The sequence below is a fragment of the Halomonas sp. ATBC28 genome (assembly GCF_005937175.1).
Classification (GTDB): Bacteria; Pseudomonadota; Gammaproteobacteria; order Pseudomonadales; family Halomonadaceae; genus Vreelandella; species Vreelandella titanicae.
On record NZ_VCQL01000024.1, the window covers coordinates 1 to 21,402 of the forward strand.

A 21,402-nucleotide genomic window follows, 5' to 3' on the forward strand; every position below is an offset into this window, starting at 1 on the left:
TCTGTCGCAAGGCAGTCATCGTCGTCACTCCTGTTGTATGACCCACGTGGGTCAATCAACAGTGTGGCCCGATGAGGCGAAAAACGTGGTTCGTCGACAGCTACCGCGAAGCGGTTTAGTTCAACAGTGTATTAGACGGCGCGCTCTATGATTGAATGAACGTGCTTGCACTTTTCCCCGGTAAATGCAGCCTGCTAGGTTCTTCTAAGTCTATGATTTTTAAATACATTGATTTTAATTAGGCTATATATCCAAAATTCGCGCGCCTACTGCATTTCCTGGCATGTCCGCTCAGGGTCGAAATACGTCATTCGTCCTCTTCCTCACCAAACGCAATCCTACCCGCTATCGCTTCCATCCCTTCAATCGGCTGTTCATAGCTCCAGGCAATATCTTTATTTTCGCCTAGCGAGAAATACACTGTGTTGCCTTTAAACGGGCAGTGGGTCGTCGTTTCTGAGGTGGTAAGCAAGTCCATCCGCACGTCTTCACCTGGGAAGTAGTGGCGTGGTGGGTAGCCAGTTTCGCGGAGTTCGAAGGCTTGGCTGGAGTCGGCAAGCAACTTGCCACCCACATGCACCTGCACGCGTTGGCTAACGGGGTGAAGCTCGATGCGAGGTGCCTGTGGCATTCGGTTGTTCCCTGCGGCTTTTTTAGCTCTAGTAAAATGAGCCTAGCAGCAAAACTCGTTGAATCCCATGCTCTCCTCATCACACTTTAGGCTACGGCCATGACCTGTATCATGTTTTTGCCACTGCTCTCTAATTCACTACGACTGCCCTAACGCTGCCGTGCTCTCGCTCTTGCCTGAGTAGTAAGAATTAAGCCGGTAACAATCAGCCCAGCCCCAATGAAATCCGCCATGCGCAACGGCTCCCCTAGTATTAGATAAGCGAGTAGTACGCCAAAGAACGGATTAAGAAGGTGATAACTCGATGCCGTCGAAGCGCCGCTAATTCGAATCAGCACAAGCCTGAGGCTCATTCCGCCGATAGTGACGACAAGTACCAAATGTGTAATCGCTATCATCGTAGCGGTAGGAGGCACGGCAAGCGGCTGCTCAAACACCGTTGCTATAAGGTGCGACTGCGCCAGCAATGGGTTGCCAGAAAGATCACGGGAAAACCGGCGCTGCCTTCCCGCCTACACGCGGTAGAAACCGTGTTTGCGATGACGGTACACAAATCCCAAGGCTCGGAGTTCTTACACACCGCCCTACTGCTACCCCCCACGCTGAACCCTATCCTAACCCGCGAGCTGGTGTACACCGGCATTACCCGCGCCCGCGAATGGCTCACGGTGGTGGAAGCCAAACGCGGGGTGTTGAATGAGGCGGTGACTAGGGAGTTTATGAGGGTCAGTGGGTGGGTGTAGGTGATGGGTCAGCCCATAACACAGCCCTGCCTGTGTCATCGGGCTAGATATTCATGATTTACAACCAAATCCTCTCTAACAATAGCTATTCCACCCCAAGCCAATAACCAAAGAAAAAGATCCTCTTCATTGTTGATAACATAGAGAGTGCCGTTTAAAGAGTCTCTGTACTTTCTAATCGCTTTTTCAGGGTCAACGAAATCGGCTATTCTAAACTCCACCGTTCTTTCTTCATCAGCCCAACCAACCCAAGTGCTCATCAGCGTTCTAAACCTTTGGGGCGATAAAGCGGTTTCTTTTGGGGAAAACTCAAGGTCATCAAAATCCAAATCAGCAGAAAAAATATAGTAAAATTTAACTTCTATCGGTTTCTCAACACTTGCACACCTAATGCGCTCTTCTTGATGAGCAAAAAAATCGGCACGCTGTCTCAATGTTTTGCAGAGAATTTTAAATTGATAGTGATTCTTTAAACCAAAATCATCACAAGCGTGAGCAACCGCATCAGTATAAGACAAGTTTCTTGTTGACTGAATTCTACGTGCTTTACGTTTAAGTTTCCGCTCTAGTTTTTTTTATAAAACGAAGCGCTTCATGGTGGGGAGTACATGTTTTAGATTGGAGTCCCATTTAACCATCCTCGAGTCTATGGTCAATATTGGCATAGCCCGCTTTGGCCAAACTATGACCGACTGAAGATAGTACAAGAATAAATCCAGATGTTTTCGCTACAAAAGAGCTACTTTGCCTATGCGGGCGGCAGGCTGACTGGACAGCACTTTTTTATCTTTATCAAAGACTGGAATGAATTGCAATAGAAAATTTAAGCTTGATTCAAATACATTGCAAGCTCCCTTAAAGCTTATATTAGCTGACTTTTATCCAATCAATTACGTTTCTTTACACCGCCCTGCTGCTACCGCAAACGCCCAACCCGATTCTCACCCGCGAGCTGGTCTACACCGGCATCACCCACGCCCGCGACTGGCTGATGGTGATCGAAGCTAAATGCGGGATATTGAATGATGCGGTGACTAGGGAGGTTATGAGGGTGAGTGGGTTGGAGGATATAACACCGCCATCACGCGCAACTTTTTAGTAGAGACCAAGCCGCAACAGAAAAGCTCTAGTCGTGCCTAGCTTTGTTAGGGCTCTTCACCCTCGGCCTGGAATTCGATTTTAGGCGGTAGCTCGCTCATTGCATAATGAACAAATTGTTGACCTAGCCCGGTGAGTTCATAACCTTCGTTTTCGTCAAATGCCGATACTGCCGGTTTTGGGCCACTTCCCTTGGGCCTTCGCTGTGAAGGCTTTGGTACAAAATTACCGAACCGATCTACTTCTCGGTGCTGCCGGATGATGCTGCCCGTACTCAAATCACGAAAAAGCAGCTTGTAAAGATCTGCGTCAGCTGAATCTTCGCGTGCAGCTCCCTTACCAATTTTTCGCCAAATTTCACCGCGGGTTATGCCACCGCTGTTATAAATTGCCCCAATAACTTGGAAGTGCATTTCCGAATATTGACTGATCCAGTCAATGTACATGCGCACGACGTCATCGCTGGAAACTGTAGTGGCTGCCGCATTCGACAGAATATTACGGATATAAACGCGTTTCTCTTCGCTTTCGGCGCCAGCCCATTCACGGAATGTCTTCTTTACTAGCGATTGATATTCCCTACTTTCAACCCGTTCTGCGATTGATTCATCCTGAAGATCAAGGCGAGCCATAATCTCAATAATGGTCTCCTCCTTTTCCTTCAGCTCATCCTGAAGCATTCGAACCCAGTGCTCAAAAAACCGATTTACCCTGTCCTGTTCCGCTTCGGACCATGCGCCTGCTATAGCTGAGAACATACCACCGGCAAAGGGAATAGAACCTCCGATTGCCTGTAGCGCCCCACGTGAATATTTCGCGACTCTTTTACCTTTTGGAACTTCACCTTCCAAGCTAGTTTCATCCGTCATAAAATGATCCTTACAGCCCTAACGCTGAAAATGGGTGTGACTAAAGCGCAACGCAGGCTATACCACTTTTAGCAGAATACGTGTATGCTTTTTTAAACTGCATTTCTGATTGCTTTCACCCCTCTAAACCATCATCATCTTATAATGCTCTTCATGATTAGTAAGAATAAATATATCTTTAAACACCTTTAAATACTTATCTATAGAATCGGCTTGTAGCTCTATATAAAGGTCATCCGTAATACTATGAGAACCATCATTAATCCAGCTAATCAACGACCTACATATCTCTTGATCCTCTTTACTCGAAAACTGCTGTATTAAGTCATCATCTCCATATTTTCCGAGTATTTTGAAATAATTCTCTATAATTCTTCTCATGGTATTTTGAACAGTTACACCAGAGTTGTGCTCTCTATGCTTCAACTCTTTCCATAAAAGTTCATAAGATGTCTGTATCGGGTTTTCATTACCAAAAGACTGTATTTTTGTATAGTGATCTGCTTTTCTAAGTATCCAATAGCTTGTGCTATTATTTCTTTCCTCTCTACCATTAACGAATGAAGCTTCTTTGTGAAAATACACATTGTGGGTTAGCACAATTAATTGCCTGATGTTACCTTCACCGCTTTTTATATTCTTTATGACACCCTTAAGCAGCGTACTAACCACAAATAGTACGGTGCTATCCAAACTTGATATTGGATCATCTACTACCAAAATTCTTTCATCTTCAATATCATCTCTTTTAATTGAACCTACAGCAAGCTGCATAAAATACAAAAAAGTGATGAAAGTGATCTCGCCCTCGCTCAGAGAACTTTCTGCCAACTCTCCATTCTCACGCTGCAATTGATAATGATTTTTAATATCTTCAGATGGAACTATCTCAAAATTCAAAAAACCAAACTGCCTAAGAGTCGCATTTATTTTATGAATTGTTGGCTCAATGCTCGTTACATTATCACTTAACTTTTTTATCTCAGCATCAAGGGTTTGGTATTCCTTTCGCTTCCCATGGTACTGCTGATTTAGATTCACTATTCCCTTTGACAGTCCACTAACTTTATCTTCATGTTTTTTTAATTCTCCCCTATATTCTTCAACCACATAACTCCAAATTGAATCAATCAATCCCCGCTTTTCAGACTGGTAATTATCTACTATATTATTATGCACTTGAATAATATCATTGGCTTCGCGAATGATGGTTGTAATCTTACTCGCTAGCTCCTGAGTAGCAATAACTTCTACACTTCTACTGGGCTCCTTTTCTTTACTTAACACCCTCTCTACATTAGTTGACAACTGAGCTAACAGAGCCTTCACTTCCGACGAAAACAGATCAACATCAAGCTTTGTTTCCTTATTATTTTTCTCTGACTCCTCTACTTGGTCAAAACTATGACTAAGGCTTTCTTTTATAGTTTTGTATTCGTTACAGAGACTCTTTATTTTTGCAGTGGATTTTGTAAACTCATCATCAAAATAGCTTTCCAACTGACTTCTAAAATCTTTAGTTATCGTAGGCTGCTGGCAGAGTGGGCAGATTTCATCTTCCTGCAATAGTAGTCTGCCTTGATTGACCCAGTCATTGATATTTAAGCGCTGAATGAGGTGAGCTATGTCAACGTCAGCTTTTCCTATGATTTTTGTATTCCAAATATGATCTTCCTCAATTGAGATTAAGCGAGAAAAATCTATGCTCGGCAAAAATGCTAATCGTTGCGGTATCTCACCAAATATAGTTTCTGATTTATTTACTAAAACACTTAACTCAAGAACAGGTTGCTTGTTGTTTTTATATTCATCCAGCAACTTACTCTTAAATTTATCTTTTTGCATAAACCCTTTGAATGCTTCCTTGAAATTTTTCTCATGAATTTTATACACATTCGACCATGCACTTTCCCTAAATGCGTCTTCCTCTTCCTTCTTATCCGCCTCTTGTTTTTCTAATGTTTCTTTCTTTTGAATGCCAACTATCTTAATTTCTTCTAACTCTTTTTTCTTTTCGTCAATTAGCTCTATCTCCTCTTTAGTAGCCTCACCAAGGGTAAATACACCTTCAATTGTTCCTTTACCAAAATTGTTTTCTCTAAACGCCTTGTTATACACTAAAGTCTTAGCTTTAATATCGTGCTGCCATAATACTTGTGAGCCAGAAAAACGCGCCGCAGTATTATCTGAAAGAAAATTGGAAATAGTTGTCTTTCCACTACCATTAGAGCCGTAGATAAAATTAATCTTATTAAGATCATTAACAAACACTCCCAGGGAGTCGTAACTTGCTACGTTTCGTATTGTAATTGCCTTAATCATTATGACTACCTAGATCTCAGTATTTTCCCAGGTAACAGTGATTACAAAAAATTTAGCAACCTGGATGCATGTATCGGCGTGTTTTGCTGTTTCAATAATACTAGTTGTTTCGTCAAGGATTAATCACCAAGCCCGCATCCCTATTATTTCCTCAGCAAACGCCATCCTACCTACTATCACTTCAATACCATTAATCAGCTGCTCGTAGCTCCAAGCAATATTGTGTATATTACTCAGCGGGAATATATAAAGCTGCCTTTAAACAGGACGTAGTGGTGAGAAAGCCCATCCGCAAGTCTTCGCGGGAAAGTAGTGCCTTGGGGAGCAGCCACATTAACGGAGTCCAAGGATGTAGATGGAGTCGGCAAACAGCTTGCCATCAACATGCACCTGCAAACGCCGAATAACGGAATGAGGCTCAATGAGTGAGGCATTTTGCATATATGTTGTCCCTGCGGCGATTTTTCGCTCTAGTCATTTCAGACTAGCAGCTAAGTCCGTTGAAACCCATGTTTGGTTCTTTAAACTTTAGGCTACGGGGATGACCTGGATCATGTTTATGCCACTATTGCTTATTTCGCTATACCCGCCCGTCCTCTGTCTTTGGCTGGCGTGATGGAGCACTACGCAGGATTCCGTGTTGGTAGTTAACTCTACCTTACTGCTCCCACTGCCTGGGTGGTAAGGAGCAGGCCGAATACAATCAGCCCAGCCCCAATGAAATCCACCATGCGCAACGGCTCCCCAAGTATTAGATAAGCGAGTAGTACGCCGAAGAACGGATTAAGAAGGTGATAGCTCGATGCCGTCGAGGCGCCGCTGATGCGAATCAGCACTAGCCAGAGACTCATCCCACCGATAGTGACGACAAGTACCAGATGTGCAATCGCTATCATCGTAGCGGTAGAAGGCACGGCAAGCGGCTGCCCGAACACCATTGCCATGGGAAGAAGAGCAACAGCGCCAGCAATGGATTGCCAGAAATTGGCCTGCAAGACGGGAAGGCCTGCGCCTTGGCCGCGGAAGAACACGGTGCCACTGGCAAAGGCGAACATGCCCCCAGTTGCCATAAGCACTCCCCAAATATCGACCTGCACCCCGCTAGCCACGCCTGAGATGACCACCACGCCCACTAATCCCAGCGCCGCGCCGAGTAACTTCATTGGGGAAAGAGGTTCTACGCCCCACCATGCTGATAGCAAACTGGTTGCCAGCGGTGCGCAACTGACAATAACAATAACGACCTGGGGGCGAACCGTCTGCAATGCGGCAAAGCTCAGCCCCAGGTAAAGAGCGTTGTTAAGAACGCCAAGCAGCAATCCGCGCCTAATAGCGATGCGATCGCCATGAGTTGATAACCGGAAGCCGCCGCAGCTAAGGCAAATGGGCAGCATCAGTAACGCACTCAATAAAAACCGGATGGTGAGCAGCATAAAGGGGTCGAAATCAGTCAGTGCAATGGCACCGGCTATAAAAGCCGAACTCCAAACGATACTGAAAATGACCACCAAACCAGTTAATACGAAATTGTTCATGCAGCCCCCTAAAAGCGCCAGCTTGCTTTTGCACCATCACCTTTAGACTGATGGTGCATGAGAGTTACGTGCAGTGGAAATTAATTATCAAACAGCCATAATTAGTTGAATTAATATTAAGTACGGAGAGATAGTGTGTTTAATTGCCAACCTTCCCCCTTGGGCGATAGGCGAGTCACGCTGGAACACCTGCGCGCTTTCGTACTGTTGGCCGAAGGCAATGGTTTTCAGCAGGCAGGTCTTCAGTTGTACCGCAGCCAGTCTGCGGTCACGCAAAGTCTGAAACGGCTGGAGGAAATACTCGGCTGTAAGTTACTTGAGCGTCGTCAAGGTCACATCCTTGGCTTGACGGCAGACGGCGAGCGGTTTCTTCCCGCCGCCAATGAGATACTTTCCCGCACATCTGAGGCGGTGAGTGCCATGCAACAACCGGAAATCGCCGGACGCCTGCTGATTGGTGTTCCCGATGATTTCAAGGTGGTGGATCTACATGGAGCCATTTCCCGGTGCGCCGAGCTAAACCGCAATCTGCGCCTGGAAGTTGTCTCTGCGCTCTCCTCGCAACTGCTCCACCAGCTCGACAACAACGGCCTTGATCTCGTCATCTTTAAGTATGTGGGAAACTTCACGCCAAGCGACCCGCGCTGGCAGTGTCAACTGCTGCGGCGAGAACCTCTCCATTGGGTGACCACGCAACGGCATGATTTTGACCGTATGTCTGATATACCACTTGTTATCTTTCCTGATGGCTGTTGCTACCGTAGCGCAGCGCTCGCCGCATTTGATCAGCCCGGGAAGCACGGCTATAGCGCCTATGTCAGTGCCTCTTATGACAATATTCGTGCCGCTGTGTCGGCTGGTCTCGGCATTGGCGTGCTGCCCGCCAGTGCGCTTGCTGAAGACCACATTATTCTAGGCAAGCGGGAGGGATTTCCGGAGCTGCCTATGGTTGAACTCGTGATGGTGCAGGCGTCACAAAAGCGTGCCACCCAGCAACTCGCGGACTTCCTTACGCTTTCCTCGGCGATGAAGTCACAGGCGCCAGCCCTCCCCTAGCCGCTGCTACATCGCCCTGATATGGGTGTCGGTTGACGCCAACCCGACAAACTTGCTTGCTGAAGGCCCGCTATTTTTTCTTAAGTATACTGTTATTTGCGGGGCGGGAGCGGTGGTGTGTTGAGACGAGGGACGAATGAAGGAAACACATCGCGAAAAGATCTTTCGAGCCCCTTTTATAGTGCCTTCAGTGACAGCATGTGTCGCCCGCGCTGAGTGGTACCAATTATCCATGGATAATCCTCTTCCATTTCTCGTTGGCCCCCAAAATATAATTCAAGCTACCGTAGCCATTTTCAGGGCTGTGCTTCCAAAAGCGCATCGTGCGACGGTCAAATTATGTAAAGCGAGCTTTACTATCAGTCTGAAATTAGCTAACGTAAAGCCTGCTTTACACTTGAGGCTGCATAGATGAAATACCTTTACGAGATGGGCGCTGCGTTAGCGTGTTACATGGTTGTGCTGGTGGCATCATTGATCGCTCTGACACAATTTCAGGATGCCGGTTTTGTAGTTCGTGCGGCCATCACCCTTTCCCCAGTTATCCCTGCGGCCTTTATGTGTTGGGCGGTAGTTCGGCAGTTGCGACGGCTAGATGAGATGCAACTGCGCATTCAGTTCGAAGCTCTGGGGTTCGCCTTCGCAGCCTCCGCTCTGTTGACGTTTAGCTATGGGTTCATGGAAAACATCGGCGCGCCTCATCTACCATGGTTATGGGTTTGGCCCGTAATGGCGATGATGTGGATTGTTGGTTTAATGATCGCTAAGAAACGATATCAATGAAAAACAAGCTTAAAGAGCTGCGAGCTCAGCATGATTGGTCGCAGCAAGGTTTGGCTACGGTCTTGGGTGTCTCTCGTCAGACGATTAATTCGATTGAAAATGGCAGGTACGACCCAAGTTTGACACTTGCTTTTCAAATTTCTCGCGCATTCGGTTTGCCCATCGAGAAAATTTTTGATGATGAGGATCACTCGGCCGATCCGAAGTAGTCTGTTGATTCATATTAGGGGTGCTAAGGCCTAGTATCGTTATTTCCATGCATGCGGCATAATGGTTTCGATATGTATTATGTCTCCATCAGTGCGAGTAGGTACGGCGCCGTGAGGTATCCCCCCTCAATTAGTAAGTTTTGAAGACCGTCAAAGGATCTTTTCAGGTCGGCTCTTAATTGCGGCCATCAACCGTTTCCCGGCCATAGTGAAAGACCGCTCAGGTTCGCTAGCTGCGGTATTCGGCCAGGAGCGGTCTTAAAGCTACGCTTAAGCCGTCCCAGCCAAGATAGTGTCCGCGTGACGCGGAATGGTTAGTTGCTTTACGACTCACTTTTTAGAGCCCAGCACTGCGTAATTGTCCCGGACTGCTCATGTTCAACTACCATGTTGGTGCTACTTCTTGAGATTACAGTCAGGGTCTTCTCTTCAGAGCTCAGCGGCGCATTAAGAAATTCCGTAACCTTGTTAGTATATCCATCTTTGAAATGTCCGATTTTGTCGAAATCCTTTACTACATTGAACGCACGCCCGTCCAGGTAAAACTGGTTACCCTGGACTTTGGCCACACCCTCTTCTTCGTAGGAGAACTGAGCAAACACCTCTTCATCATCTAGATGGCTATAAATTATTTTGTTTGAAGCAACATATGAAAGATCTTCAGCGTATTGAATATTGCTTACAAATGTTTCTCTTACACTTTGCTGAGGGTACTCATATTCATGGGTGCAGCTCCAACTCCCCCCACCAAATATGGAAACTCCCGCTATGAGTAACTCAAACATCTCAGTATCTCCTACACCTAACGAGGCTACATAAAAACCCGATTTCGGGTCACGTCTATCGCCTGTCGTCCTTTTTTTGGCTCAGCCTGTCATCTGACTGAGCCATCCTGGTAATCCTCTCTTATCGCCCAATTTTTTGAATGTGCCCGATTAGCTATCAGTGGGATTTTGCTACAGCCTCCAGAGGCTTATTTTGCGTTTTTTGGAGCGAAGCGACAGCAAAATAAGTCCTGATCGCTTGTCTTGTTATGAATAGTACTCTGACGTTTTCACAATTAGAAATGTCATGAACTGTAAGAGGGCTATACCAATACCACATGTAATACACACAGAAACAAGTAAACACTGTAAATAATTTGATCTTTTAAAAGCCTAAATTAGTGCGGATATAAAAGCAGAGAGTAAACCTACCGTGACGAGAGAGTAAGCTATCTCAATTAGATAATTAACATCTTGGTCTGGCGTATATACGGGCCCAGCAATCTTGAGGAAAAATGCATAGCTAGCGATAAATATAATTCCACTCACTAATGCTAGAAATTTAGTTTTCATTTAAAGTCCTTGAAATTCATAATGTTACTGGCAATAGAGTTCAACGGAGCGCAATGCAGGTGGCGTCCCGTTGACTAAATGGTTAGGCATTCTATCCCCCATGCCAGTTATCACTGCTGATGACGCCATTTTCGTCAACAGTAAAGGACAGGTCGTCAGTGGAGACGCCCATGTACCCTTTGACTCGAACGGTTGTCTCTTGGGGCTCAATTGAATCAACCGACGATTTTAGTATGGCTGGCGCAGTGAAAACTACAGTGCGAACGCCACCGTTTTCCACGATCGAGTCTGCGCTCGCGCCCCACGATCTCCGTATCTGACCGAACGGGTCACGAATCACCACCTCGCGATCGTCTTGAAACCGAAATAGATAAACTGTCTCAAGGTTTTCAGTTTCAGGCAGCAGACTTTGCCCCTTGAGATATGACCACCCGGCTATTGAAAGGTAGAGAACTATCGGCGCCAGCAGGATTGCCAGTAAGACTTTTAGAACTTGTTTCATACGTCCTAACGCTGAAAATAAGCGGCAGCCTTGGCAGAGCGAAGCGGCGACAAGGCTGTCCGGTGCAGGGCCGTCAGGCCCGGAACGTACTTGATTGATTTGTTGAGCTTTATACGGTGATCGAAGCCCAACACCTTAGCAAATCCCCAGCACTGACTCTAGTTTAGATGCCAGCTCGTTGAACTCGTCACCCCAGCCATTCTGCAACGATAATTCTTGAAGGTTAGCTGTTGGCGACAACAGGCGCCTTACGCCATCCGTTGACGGATTGCTAAGCAAGAATTCTATATCCTGAAGCGCTCTGTCTCGCTCACCGTAAACGGAACCATCATCACTAGCTGCCGCTTTCTTCCGCAGTTCCTCAAGGAATTTTCGAGCGATCTCATGCGAGAGCTCGGGAAAGGCAACGACATGCGCTCCTAACGCGGCGGCGCGTTCTATATAGGCCACATGCATTTGCAGGTTTTCATCTACCGCTGCTTTGCTAACGGGCAGTTGAGCAAGGGCAATGGTGATGGGGTCGGCTAAAGTGGTGATCATAATTATCGCTTAGCTGGTTGGGTGCTGGCGTGAAGGCCGCCTATGCCAATCAAAAGTGCCCGCCCGATCTACTCCTCCGGTGGGGAAAGGCGGGCATCGGTTAAGGTACGTGGCCGGTACTCACACGTTGTATCAGCCCAGCGCTTCCAAACACTCTCATCGACTGAAATATTCACCGCACACTGCTCTGGCATCACTTCCGAATATTGTCGGTAAAATCGGCCGTCAGTTGTCTTTCCAAGGCGTTTGTATCTGGCGTAGAACCCCTTCAGGAAATCAGAAAACGAATCTTTGGGTGCTGTCTTCCAGGCATCCTCAGCAACTTCGTAGGGTGCCACTTTTAAGCCTGCCTTTTGCGCCTTGGCTAACATCCAGCTCAGCGATAAATCGGCCAGTGTGTCGTCAGCGCCATACCCGCCGCCTACATTGGCGTGGGCGCCGATAAACCAGCACTGCTCTACGTCGCGATTGCCCGTTTTCTGCTTGCCATCCTTGCTTGTCCAGAGCGATACGTTGTAGGTCGCTCTGTGTTCGTCCAGCGCGACTGCTTGATAGGCACGATCGACAATGCTGGAAAGCTCGGTATCGTGCCAATCGTATTTGCTTTTGAACAGGTTGGTTCCGGGCACGCCCAGCGCGCCAACGGTATCCCACACACCAATGAAATGAATCCTGGGCTGGCGGCTGAAGCTCTCCTTGAACCCTTTGCACACGTCAGAATCGGGGTGCAAATCGCGGTTTCGATAAATACTTTCGGCCTTATCGAGCAACCCTGGCGTGACGACATGCACTAGCCCGCATTTACGAATCAGCCCCACCAAGCTTCTGGCGGTGTAGGCACCGCGGCTGAACCCGAATATCCATATCTCATCGCCTTCACTGTAACGCCTTGCCAGCCAATCATAGTCTTCCCGAAGGTTTTTGCTCAGCCCGTAACCGAAGGCTCCGCCGGTAAAGCGCTGAAACTTGGATGTCCCTACTCCGGGGTCGTAATAGAACCGCTGCCTGATACCATCATCGTCATCATGGATCAGCCGGGTAATACGATAAACATTGGTTTGGTCTTCAGGGTCGTTCCAGGTCCCATCAAATAGCAGAATCAGTTTTTGTTTTGTCATTGTGTTCCCCAGGATGATGCGCACTCTTGAACAGTGCTCATTACCGCTGACTGAGTGCAGCGGATGCGCTATGTATTCTTAGGCATAGCATCACCTGCGGCCTCAAGAGTATGTAACTAACTGTAGTCGAAAATGCTTTCCGTCACCTGTCGATAGCCAATTCGAAGCAGCACCCCCGATGCAGGCGCTCTTTCTATCTCGCTCTAGCACAGCTTAGCTTGCAAGTACCACGGCCACCTCGTTCATGAGCGAGGCTCCACGCTAGGAACGGCGATCAGCGGCCAATTTGCCGCTACCTCGTCCGCTGTTGAGACACGTACCGCACGCAGGTCACGCGGATAGTCCACACCCTCGGCTTCCATCGCCCTAGTGGCATGAAATTGCCCGTTTGCGGCACGCAGTATCCAGCCGCTTTCGTCGCATTGCGAAGAGGCAAGATACGCCACGCCTGTCGCGACATCGGTAGGACGCAATTCATCGGGTTCACCCTCTATGCCCCACATGCGTGTTTTGGCAACGGGCGAAACCGCATTAACGATAATCCCATCCTTTTTGCCTTCAGCTGCAAGCACATTCATGATTCCCACCACCGCCATCTTGGCAGCCACGTAGGAAGCGAGCCCGTTCTGAACATACTGTGGGTAGAGCGCTCGACAAGAAGTGGTCATGACGATGCGGCCATAGCCTGCTGCTTTCATCGCAGGCCACGCCGCCTGTGCGAACCAAAGAGGTGCCTTTGCGGCGATGGCCATCATTTGGTCAAAGGCGCTTTCCTCTATAGCGTCAATGTTTTCATAGGCTACCCACCCTGCATTATGAATCAGAGCATCCAACCGTCCGTTGATTGTCAGAGCACTGCGTACTAGCGCATGGCAGCCTTCACGCGTTGCAATATCTGCTGATACTGCTCGTGCATCCAGACCTTCCAACCGAAGTTGCTCTGCTGCACGCTCCGCAACCTGTGGATCCGCGCCATTACCATCAGAACCGGCACCGTTATCCTGGATTAGAACTGTTGCACCAAGTCGTGCAACGCATTGAGCATACGAAAAACCAAGCCCGCGACCTGATCCAGTGATAAGTACCACCTGCCCTTCAAAATTCACCATTTCACACTCCGTTCTTCCTGAGAACACGAGTGAAAGTATGAAATGGGCAATACAATACATAAAATACTAATAACATAGTTATTTGATATATTTTAAATATCATAAGAGTATTGAATTACTAATGGCATATTCGGAGTTGCCGCATGACGTCAGACACCAAAGCTCGTATCACCTTGCGTGCAATGGAGCAATTTGTGGCTGTGGCGGAAGAGTTACACTTTCACCGTGCTGCTGCGCGATTGAATATGTCGCAGCCCCCTCTTACCAGCGCGATCCGCAAACTGGAGGGTGATATCAATGTCACCCTTATTGAGCGTGGCAACCGTGTTCTTGGCTTAACCCCTGCGGGAAAGAAATTCCTTGATGAAGCATACGAAACGCTTCGACGAGCAGAACAAGCCATTACCGCAACACAGGATGTCGCAGCAGGCAGAACAGGCTTGGTGCGCTTAGGCTATGTGGGAAGTTCACTTTATGGGCGACTACCTGATGTCATTCGTAAATTTCGGACAAGCCATCCTGAGGTTCGTCTTGAGCTACGTGAGGCAACGACTGCTGCACAGATTGGCGCGTTGCGCGACGGCACACTGGACGTGGGCGTTTTGATCCCACCGCTTGCGAATGCTGAAGATATCGAGCAGACACACTTCGATGGTGACCGCTTGTGCATGGCCTTACCGAAAGATCATCCGCTCTGCAGGCGGCCAACGTTAACGCTTGCGGACCTCTCTGACGAACCGTTCATTCTATGGCCGATGGTGGAGGGGCGCGGCTTTCACCTGCAGGTTATCCGACTTTGCGCCAATGCAGGCTTTGTACCCAGGGTGACGCAAGAAGCATACGGGATGCATGCCGTGCTGTCCCTGGTAGCAGTCGGAGGCGGCGTATCTATTGTTCCCGAAAGCATGGGGGGCTTTCAGAGAGACCGAATCAGCTATCGTTCGTTACCGGGTTCTGAAGCTCACTTCGATCTCGTGTTGGGTTACCGCCACTTCTCTCCTTCCGTTAAAGCCTTTATTCGTTCGGTTGAGTAAAGGGACTCAACGGAATGCAACGTTAAAGTGAGCAGGATGGGCGAAGCTCAGTGCCAATAGTTGCTTGTCTGTACACCGCTATTTATTCTTAGAAATGCTGTTTTTTGCGATGCTATCCCGCTAACACATTGAACAAGGAGCGTGCATGGCAGACACCATCCACAACCACCACGATACCGGCTACAAGGAGCTGTTTAGCTACCCCGAGTTTGTGCAGCAGTTGATCGAAGGCTTTGCGCCTGGTGAGATTGCTAAGCTGATGGATTTCTCCACACTGAAGAGCCACAGCGGCAACTACATTACGCCGCTGTTTGAGGAGAAGATTGAGGATGTGGTGTGGTCGGTTGAAGTGGCCTGGGAAGGCTTCACACAACGAGTGTTTCTCTACATACTGCTGGAGTTTCAGTCCTCGGTGGATCGCACCATGCCCATTCGGCTGCTGCACTACGCCGCCTGTTTCTATAGCGAACTACTCAAACAGAAAATAATCACGCCCGGCCAAGGCTTGCCGCCCGTGTTTCCGGTGGTATTGTATAACGGCTCGGAGCGCTGGACGACTCCGTTAGACATCTTCGAGATGATCACCCCGGAACCGCCCGACTTTCTACAGATTTATCAGCCCCACCTACGCTATTACCTGGTCGATGAAGGGCGCTACACTGATAAACAGCTAGGCTTGGTTCAGACACCGTTAAGCGGCGTGTTCAGCGTCGAAAACGCAGGGGAGAGTTGGGAAACCTTGCAGCGAGCCGTTGATCGTATTGTGGCCATCATTCAAGCGGATCCGAACAAAGAGCGCATTGATAAGGTCATTACACGTTGGATCAAGCGTCACCTGCAACGGCTTGGGGCAGAGGTGAATCTGGAGCAGCTCAACAGTTTGGTGGAGGATAAAGATATGTTGGCAGAAAACTTAGAAAATCTGGTGCAAAAAGAGCGCCAACAAGGGCGTCAGGAAGGACGGCAAGAAGGACGGCAAGAAGGACGACAGGAAGCTGAACAGCGTGCTTTAGAAGGCAAACGCAACGCAGCACGTAAGCTGATCGCTCGCACGGAAATGGATGATCAGATGATCGCGGATATCGAAGAACTGCCCGTCGAAGAGGTAGAAAAGTTACGGGCAGAGACTCGGCATTAAGGCCTAAACAATCTGGCGTGACCGCCGCCACTCAGCCAGCGCCTGAATATCCTCTGGTGTAGTCCGGCAGCATCCGCCAATGCCTGATGCGCCTGCTGCCAGCCAGTGCTCACCCCCTTGTACCAGACCGTAAATATCCGCAGCGGTATGATCGCATTGGGCGGGGTGCCAGGTTTTGGTCACTGCGTTGTAGACTTCCCCAGAGTTGGGGTAGACCAATATAGGCAGATCGCACTGACGCCGGATCGCCTGAATCAGCGATTCAATGTGGGCCAAGGCCGTACAGTTCACACCGATCGCCGCTACACCAGAGCAGTTGGCCAGGGCAGCTGCACACTCCTCGATCGGCGTGCCGTCGCTGAGGTGTTGGCCATCCTTCGCCGAGAAAGTGATCCAGGCCTGCGCGCCCGGATGCTCGGCCAGCAAATCGGTGATCGCCAGCGCTTCTTCCAATGAAGGCAAGGTTTCAGCAGCCAGTAGATCCGCCCCCGCCGCCAGTAAGAGTTCAAACCGCTCGCGGTGAAACTCAACCAGCCCGGCGCGATCCAGGTCATAGCCTCCTCGGTATTCACTGCCGTCCGCCAGATACGCGCCATAAGGGCCAACGGATGCGGCTACCAACGGTTTGGGGCGGTCGGTTTGACCGGGCTGCCAGACCGCATCCCTCGCCTGCTGCGCCAGCGTGACCGATAACTGAATCAACGCCCGAGCCTCTTCTGCCGTCATCCCCGCCTGCATAAAACCCGGCACGGTGGCCTGATAGCTGGCGGTAATTGCACAATCGGCACCGGCTTCAAAGTAAGCCTGATGCACCTGACGAATCTTCTCCGGGGCCTGTGCCAACAAACGCGCCGACCAGAGGGCGTCATTGAGGTCACAGCCTAGCGCTTCCAGCTCGGTGGCCATGGCGCCGTCGATAACCATAAAGGGCATGTCGGCCAACAGGGCTTTGATCGGGTTCGACTCATTCATACGGTGTTTTCCTCAACGGCGTTGGGCGAGTGTTCAGAACGTTGGGAGGCCGAACGGTGGCGCACATAGTGCACCAGGTAGCACAGGCCAATGAAAGGCACACCGAAATAGAGCGCAACGCGTTGATGCGGGTCGAAGGCAATGCCAATGCACGCGGCCAGACAGGCTGCAAAAGCAATAATCGGCACCCAGGGGTAGAACGGGGTGCGATAAACCAGATCCTTCAGTAGCCCGCCTTCACGGAGGTAGTGGCGCCGGAAGTTAAACTGGCTAAGCGCAATCGCCATCCAGACCACCACCACGGCCAATCCGGAAATCGAGACGAGCACCAAATAGACGGTTTCAGGGGCATACACGCTGGAGAACAGCGCGCCCAGGCCGCCGACCATGCTGAGTAGCAGGGCATTCATCGGAATGCCACGCTTGTTGAGGCGGCCAAGCGACTTGGGCAAGGTGCCCTGGTCAGCGAGCGTCCATAGCATACGCGACGAGGCATAAAGCCCGGAATTGGCCGCCGATAGCAGCGCGGTGATGATCACGAAATTCATGATATCGGCTGCGCCCGGCACGCCAAGGCGTTGGAATACGGCCACAAAGGGACTTTGACTGAGCCCGGCCTGATCCTGAGGTAACAGCGCCGCAATCACGACGATGGTGCCGACGAAAAACAGGATTAACCGCCACAGGGTCGCGCGGATGGCCTTGGGCACATTGCGGGCCGGATCCACCGTTTCTCCGGCGGCAATGCCAATCAGCTCGGTGCCGGAAAAGGCAAACATCACTGCCAGTAAGGCGGTACCAATGGCCATCAGGTTGGGCGGCATGGCGCCCTCTCCCCATAGGGCCGATAGCCCCGGTGAGGCGACCTCAGCGCCAGTGGCATCATGCAGCGGTACCCAGCCAATAATCGCCACGGCGCCCACCAGCACAAACACCACCACCGCGATCACTTTGATCAGTGAAAGCCAGAACTCAGACTCGGCAAAGAAGCGTGAGGTAAACGCATTAACGCCAAAAACAATCGCCGCAAACAAGCCGCTCCAGTACCAGCCGGGGATATCGGGAAACCAGCGCCCCATAAAGACCGCCGCCGCGGTGAACTCAGACCCTAGCGCCACCGTCCAGGTGAGCCAGTACATCCAGGCCACCATATAGCCTGTGCCGGGGCCGATATAGCGGCTGGCATGGGCGCTGAAGGCGCCTGAATTGGGCATATGCACCGCCAGCTCGCCCAGGCACATCATCACCAGCCAGGCAACGATGCCACCCACCAGATAGGCCAACACCGCTCCAATAGGCCCGGCCTGCTGCACGGTATAACCGGAACTCAAAAACAACCCGGTGCCAATCACGCCTCCCAGTGAGAGCATCACCAAATGGCGCGTCTGCATACTGCGCTTGAAGTGCGCACCCTCTTGATCACTTGCTGGCTCACTCATGGTGATATCCCTATCTTTGGCCTAACACAGCAGCAGGCGCCCAGTGGCCTGGCTCAGAAAGGGCACCATTTTAGTGCATCCTTAATTTGCCAAAAAGAATAAAAAAGATTTTTAATATTCTTATTTTGAATATGCAGTCTGAAATGAGTGATAAGCGCAGGAAGTGTCAATTTAGATAATGGCTAGCCAAGGCTATCGCACGGTGAAGAGAAAACCAGACGCTGAGGTGCATGCGTCTTGGTAAATTATGGACATTGAGATCAATGGTAAGGTCATTACACGTTGGATTAAGCGTCACCTGCAGCAGCTTGGGGCGGAAGTGAATCTGGAGCAGCTCAATAGCTTGGTGGAGGATAGCTCTAAACTGCGTATCGAAGATAAACACTGGGCACGAGTGAATCCCAAGCGAGTCTCATCGTTCGCTGGGAGCCAAACGGTTAGGAGCTAGAAGATAGCGTTGAAGCAATCAGTATTCCTGGATTCAGGCTTCTAATCATTAAGCCTGGTTACTTCTGCAGGCAGTCGGCCATTTCCTGTTTTAACCAACTTTCGAAACGCGCGCATTTATTATTCATGCCTAGCGGCTCAGGTGATAAGAGATAGTAGGCTGAGCCATCCAACAGAAAACCATAAGGTGCGTGGAGTTGCCCGCTTTCCAATTCGTCCTGAACCATTAAGAAAGATGCCATAGCGATACCTAAACCAGAAACAGCAGCCTGTATACATAGATAGAAGTGTTCATACTCAACTCGGCCGCTTCCTTTGGTCGATATATTGGAAAGCTTTTCCCAGGTTGGCCAGGCATTAGGGCGAGTACCAGCATGTAGCAAACGCTCACCTTCAAAATTGTCATTAATACTCTTTTTAACTCGACTTACTGGCCCTACCCACTCCTCACATACTTTCTCTGCATAAATGTCAGGTTCCCAGTGAAAGTCATCGCGTCTAAGCGCTAAGTCAACACCGCTTCGTGCAAAGTCGATTGGGCCACCTGCAGCAACTAGATGAAGATTGATGTCGGGATTAGCTTCATGAAATGCCGGTAATCTTGGGATCAGCCATTTCATGGCAATGGTTGGTTCGCAAGATAACGTCAGCACTTCATTCTGGGCAGTATGCTGTAATCGATAAACAGCACCCTCGAGTTGCTCGAAAACGGAATGAGTAACCTCATGTAATGAGCGGCCTGCGGCATTGAGGAAAATGGCTCTGTTACGCCGTTCAAATAACTCGACCCCCAAAGCATCTTCTAAAAGCCGTACCTGGCGACTGACTGCACCGTGTGTGACATGCAAGGTCTCGGCGGCTTTTACAAAGCTGCCTGTCTGCGCGGCCGCTTCAAAAAAGCGGAATGATGCAAGAGATGGAAGTTTCATATACTCGATGAAATCTATCAGATTTGCTTCACGATAAATCGCTTTTATATAGCGTGCAAGCGCTTACAGTTAAGTCTTCAACTAACGGTTATCTGTTAGAAAACGTTGACTTTTAATGGTAGGAAAATATCGATGATCGATTTGCGTAGCGATACAGTGACAAAACCATCTCCCGCCATGTTAGAGGCGATGATGACAGCTCCATTGGGTGATGATGTATGGGGAGACGATCCAACGGTACACGCCTTTCAAGACGCGCTAGCCGAACAAACAGGCAAAGAAGCGGCACTACTTTTCCCTAGTGGCACCCAGAGCAACTTAGTAGGTTTAATGACCCACTGTGAGCGAGGCGATGAGTACATCGTGGGCCAATCCGCGCACACTTATCGCTATGAAGGGGGCGGTGCCGCCGTGTTAGGCAGCATACAACCTCAACCTATCGAAAACGCCGCTGACGGAAGCCTTCCTCTAGATAAAATCTCCGCTGCTGTCAAAGCGGATGACTTTCATTTTGCTCGCACTCGATTGCTGGCATTAGAAAACACTATTGGCGGCAAAATATTGTCACCACATTACATACAGCAAGCCACCGAGCTAGCCCGCGCGCATGGCTTAGCCACCCATTTAGACGGTGCACGCTTGTTCAATGCTATGGTGGCTTCCGATACATCGCTTGAAAGGCTCTGTTTACCATTTGATAGCGTTTCACTGTGCTTTTCTAAAGGGCTAGGCGCGCCGATGGGTTCCGCATTGATGGGCTCTAAGGTATTTATTGACCGAGCACGACGCTGGCGAAAAGTTGTCGGTGGCGGGTTGCGCCAATCAGGCATTATCGCCGCCGCTTGCCATTACGCACTTGACCATAACGTGGTTTATCTTCTCCAGGATCATCTTCGTGCTGCACGTTTGGCGGAAGGGTTAGCAGCATTTCCCGGCGTCGAGATTGACTCACAAGCCACTAATATGGTGTTTGCTCGTATCCCCCAAGAGCATGTAAAGCCGCTTGCCGCATGGCTAAAGAAGCACGGCATACAGATTGAACTGCTCTACTCGACCCGCTTTGTCGTACACCGTGATATTAGCGATGAGGATATTGATACAGTGCTAGCGGTAATGCGGGACTACTTTAGTCACCAGTAATACGTAAATTCATTTGCAGCCCCGTCTAAAATAATACCCAGCCCTGATATGGGTATCTCCTCTCTCTCATGAGCCAATAGTTGATTATCGATGACACGCTATTTATTCTTAGGCATATTACTTTTGCAATGCCGTAGCGTAACGCATTGATACGAGGGAAATTCATGAGCGGTCTACGCCATACAGGAGGAGAAGCACATGCCCTACATCAACACGATTGAACGACTGGGTATTGAGAAAGGCGAGAAACTTGGCATTGAGAAAGGTCGTCAAGAAGCAGTGCATCGCGTATTGGAAAGCAAGCGCAGTGCTGCACGTAAACTGATTGCTCGCACCGAAATGGATGATCAGATGATCGCGGATATTGAAGAACTGCCGGTTGAAGAAGTGGAAAAGTTGCGGGCTGAGATCCAGCACTGAGCTCGCTTCCTCCCCCACTTCTCCTAATAGA

Annotated in this window: 20 protein-coding genes and 2 pseudogenes; 9 read left to right on the forward strand and 13 right to left on the reverse strand. The window is 49.3% G+C overall.

What is annotated here, in order from left to right; genetic code table 11:
- Positions 1–307: 307 nt before the first annotated feature.
- Positions 308–631: a DUF427 domain-containing protein gene (locus E0L35_RS21475; RefSeq protein ID WP_138801373.1), complete on the reverse strand. Its 324-nt coding sequence runs from the start codon at positions 629–631 to the stop codon at positions 308–310.
- A 500-nt stretch (positions 632–1,131) separates the two neighbouring features.
- Here E0L35_RS21475 and E0L35_RS21485 point away from each other — a divergent pair.
- Positions 1,132–1,374: pseudogene (locus E0L35_RS21485) on the forward strand (ATP-binding domain-containing protein); the annotation flags it as partial.
- Positions 1,375–1,409: 35 nt separating this feature from the next.
- Here E0L35_RS21485 and E0L35_RS21490 read toward each other — a convergent pair.
- Positions 1,410–1,892, reverse strand: a complete 483-nt coding sequence (locus E0L35_RS21490) for a hypothetical protein (protein ID WP_138801375.1) — start codon at positions 1,890–1,892, stop codon at positions 1,410–1,412.
- 377 nt (positions 1,893–2,269) lie between these two features.
- Here E0L35_RS21490 and E0L35_RS26725 point away from each other — a divergent pair.
- Positions 2,270–2,473: pseudogene (locus E0L35_RS26725) on the forward strand (hypothetical protein); the annotation flags it as partial.
- A 46-nt stretch (positions 2,474–2,519) separates the two neighbouring features.
- On the opposite strand, the gene E0L35_RS21500 reads toward E0L35_RS26725, so the two are convergent.
- From E0L35_RS21500 to E0L35_RS21510, 3 genes are all read right to left on the reverse strand, one after another.
- On the reverse strand, positions 2,520–3,341 hold the full coding sequence (locus tag E0L35_RS21500) for a hypothetical protein (protein WP_138801376.1): 822 nt from the start codon (positions 3,339–3,341) through the stop codon (positions 2,520–2,522).
- 123 nt (positions 3,342–3,464) lie between these two features.
- Positions 3,465–5,663 (reverse strand): AAA family ATPase, encoded by a 2,199-nt coding sequence (locus tag E0L35_RS21505; protein ID WP_138801377.1) that lies wholly within the window; start codon positions 5,661–5,663, stop codon positions 3,465–3,467.
- A 653-nt stretch (positions 5,664–6,316) separates the two neighbouring features.
- Positions 6,317–7,198, reverse strand: a complete 882-nt coding sequence (locus E0L35_RS21510) for a DMT family transporter (protein ID WP_138801378.1) — start codon at positions 7,196–7,198, stop codon at positions 6,317–6,319.
- A gap of 135 nt (positions 7,199–7,333) precedes the next feature.
- Between E0L35_RS21510 and E0L35_RS21515 the strand changes: the two genes are divergently transcribed.
- The 3 genes from E0L35_RS21515 to E0L35_RS21525 all read left to right on the forward strand — a co-directional run bounded on the left by E0L35_RS21515 (position 7,334) and on the right by E0L35_RS21525 (position 9,246).
- Complete coding sequence (locus E0L35_RS21515) at positions 7,334–8,254, forward strand: LysR family transcriptional regulator (protein WP_138801379.1); 921 nt, start codon at positions 7,334–7,336, stop codon at positions 8,252–8,254.
- A gap of 411 nt (positions 8,255–8,665) precedes the next feature.
- The gene (locus E0L35_RS21520; protein WP_138801380.1) at positions 8,666–9,037 is read left to right on the forward strand and encodes a hypothetical protein; all 372 of its coding nucleotides are present in this window, start codon (positions 8,666–8,668) and stop codon (positions 9,035–9,037) included.
- Positions 9,034–9,246 (forward strand): helix-turn-helix transcriptional regulator, encoded by a 213-nt coding sequence (locus tag E0L35_RS21525; RefSeq protein ID WP_138801381.1) that lies wholly within the window; start codon positions 9,034–9,036, stop codon positions 9,244–9,246. The genes E0L35_RS21520 and E0L35_RS21525 overlap by 4 nt, the downstream gene beginning before the upstream one ends.
- A 323-nt stretch (positions 9,247–9,569) precedes the next feature.
- Here the strand turns inward: E0L35_RS21525 and E0L35_RS21530 are convergent, their stop codons facing one another.
- The 5 genes from E0L35_RS21530 to E0L35_RS21550 form a co-directional block, all read right to left on the reverse strand.
- Positions 9,570–10,031, reverse strand: coding sequence for a hypothetical protein (locus E0L35_RS21530; RefSeq protein ID WP_138801382.1), 462 nt, complete (start codon positions 10,029–10,031; stop codon positions 9,570–9,572).
- 643 nt (positions 10,032–10,674) lie between these two features.
- Entirely contained in the window at positions 10,675–11,085 is a 411-nt protein-coding gene (locus E0L35_RS21535; protein ID WP_138801383.1) for a hypothetical protein, read from the reverse strand.
- Between the two features lie 135 nt (positions 11,086–11,220).
- Positions 11,221–11,625: a nitrilase-related carbon-nitrogen hydrolase gene (locus E0L35_RS26730; protein ID WP_236557315.1), complete on the reverse strand. Its 405-nt coding sequence runs from the start codon at positions 11,623–11,625 to the stop codon at positions 11,221–11,223.
- A 68-nt stretch (positions 11,626–11,693) separates the two neighbouring features.
- The gene (locus tag E0L35_RS21545; protein ID WP_138801384.1) at positions 11,694–12,743 is read right to left on the reverse strand and encodes a DUF2235 domain-containing protein; all 1,050 of its coding nucleotides are present in this window, start codon (positions 12,741–12,743) and stop codon (positions 11,694–11,696) included.
- A gap of 242 nt (positions 12,744–12,985) precedes the next feature.
- Positions 12,986–13,852 (reverse strand): SDR family NAD(P)-dependent oxidoreductase, encoded by an 867-nt coding sequence (locus E0L35_RS21550; protein ID WP_138801385.1) that lies wholly within the window; start codon positions 13,850–13,852, stop codon positions 12,986–12,988.
- 143 nt (positions 13,853–13,995) lie between these two features.
- On the opposite strand from E0L35_RS21550, the gene E0L35_RS21555 reads away from it, so the two are divergent.
- Together E0L35_RS21555 and E0L35_RS21560 are read left to right on the forward strand one after the other, a co-directional pair.
- A complete protein-coding gene (locus E0L35_RS21555; RefSeq protein WP_138801386.1) occupies positions 13,996–14,886 on the forward strand; it encodes a LysR family transcriptional regulator in 891 nt (296 codons plus the stop codon).
- Positions 14,887–15,031: 145 nt separating this feature from the next.
- On the forward strand, positions 15,032–16,024 hold the full coding sequence (locus E0L35_RS21560; RefSeq protein WP_138801387.1) for an Rpn family recombination-promoting nuclease/putative transposase: 993 nt from the start codon (positions 15,032–15,034) through the stop codon (positions 16,022–16,024).
- Positions 16,025–16,027: 3 nt separating this feature from the next.
- On the opposite strand, the gene mmuM is transcribed toward E0L35_RS21560, so the two are convergent.
- The 3 genes from mmuM to E0L35_RS21580 form a co-directional block, all read right to left on the reverse strand.
- Entirely contained in the window at positions 16,028–16,996 is a 969-nt protein-coding gene (gene mmuM, locus E0L35_RS21565; RefSeq protein WP_138801388.1) for a homocysteine S-methyltransferase, read from the reverse strand.
- A complete protein-coding gene (locus E0L35_RS21570) occupies positions 16,993–18,435 on the reverse strand; it encodes an amino acid permease (protein ID WP_138801389.1) in 1,443 nt (480 codons plus the stop codon). Before E0L35_RS21570 ends, mmuM begins: the two co-directional genes overlap by 4 nt.
- A 506-nt stretch (positions 18,436–18,941) precedes the next feature.
- Entirely contained in the window at positions 18,942–19,811 is an 870-nt protein-coding gene (locus E0L35_RS21580; protein ID WP_138801391.1) for a LysR substrate-binding domain-containing protein, read from the reverse strand.
- A gap of 132 nt (positions 19,812–19,943) precedes the next feature.
- On the opposite strand from E0L35_RS21580, the gene ltaE reads away from it, so the two are divergent.
- Positions 19,944–20,951: a low-specificity L-threonine aldolase gene (gene ltaE / locus E0L35_RS21585; protein ID WP_138801392.1), complete on the forward strand. Its 1,008-nt coding sequence runs from the start codon at positions 19,944–19,946 to the stop codon at positions 20,949–20,951.
- Between the two features lie 198 nt (positions 20,952–21,149).
- A complete protein-coding gene (locus tag E0L35_RS21590) occupies positions 21,150–21,371 on the forward strand; it encodes a hypothetical protein (RefSeq protein WP_138801393.1) in 222 nt (73 codons plus the stop codon).
- The last annotated feature ends 31 nt before the right edge of the window (positions 21,372–21,402 follow it).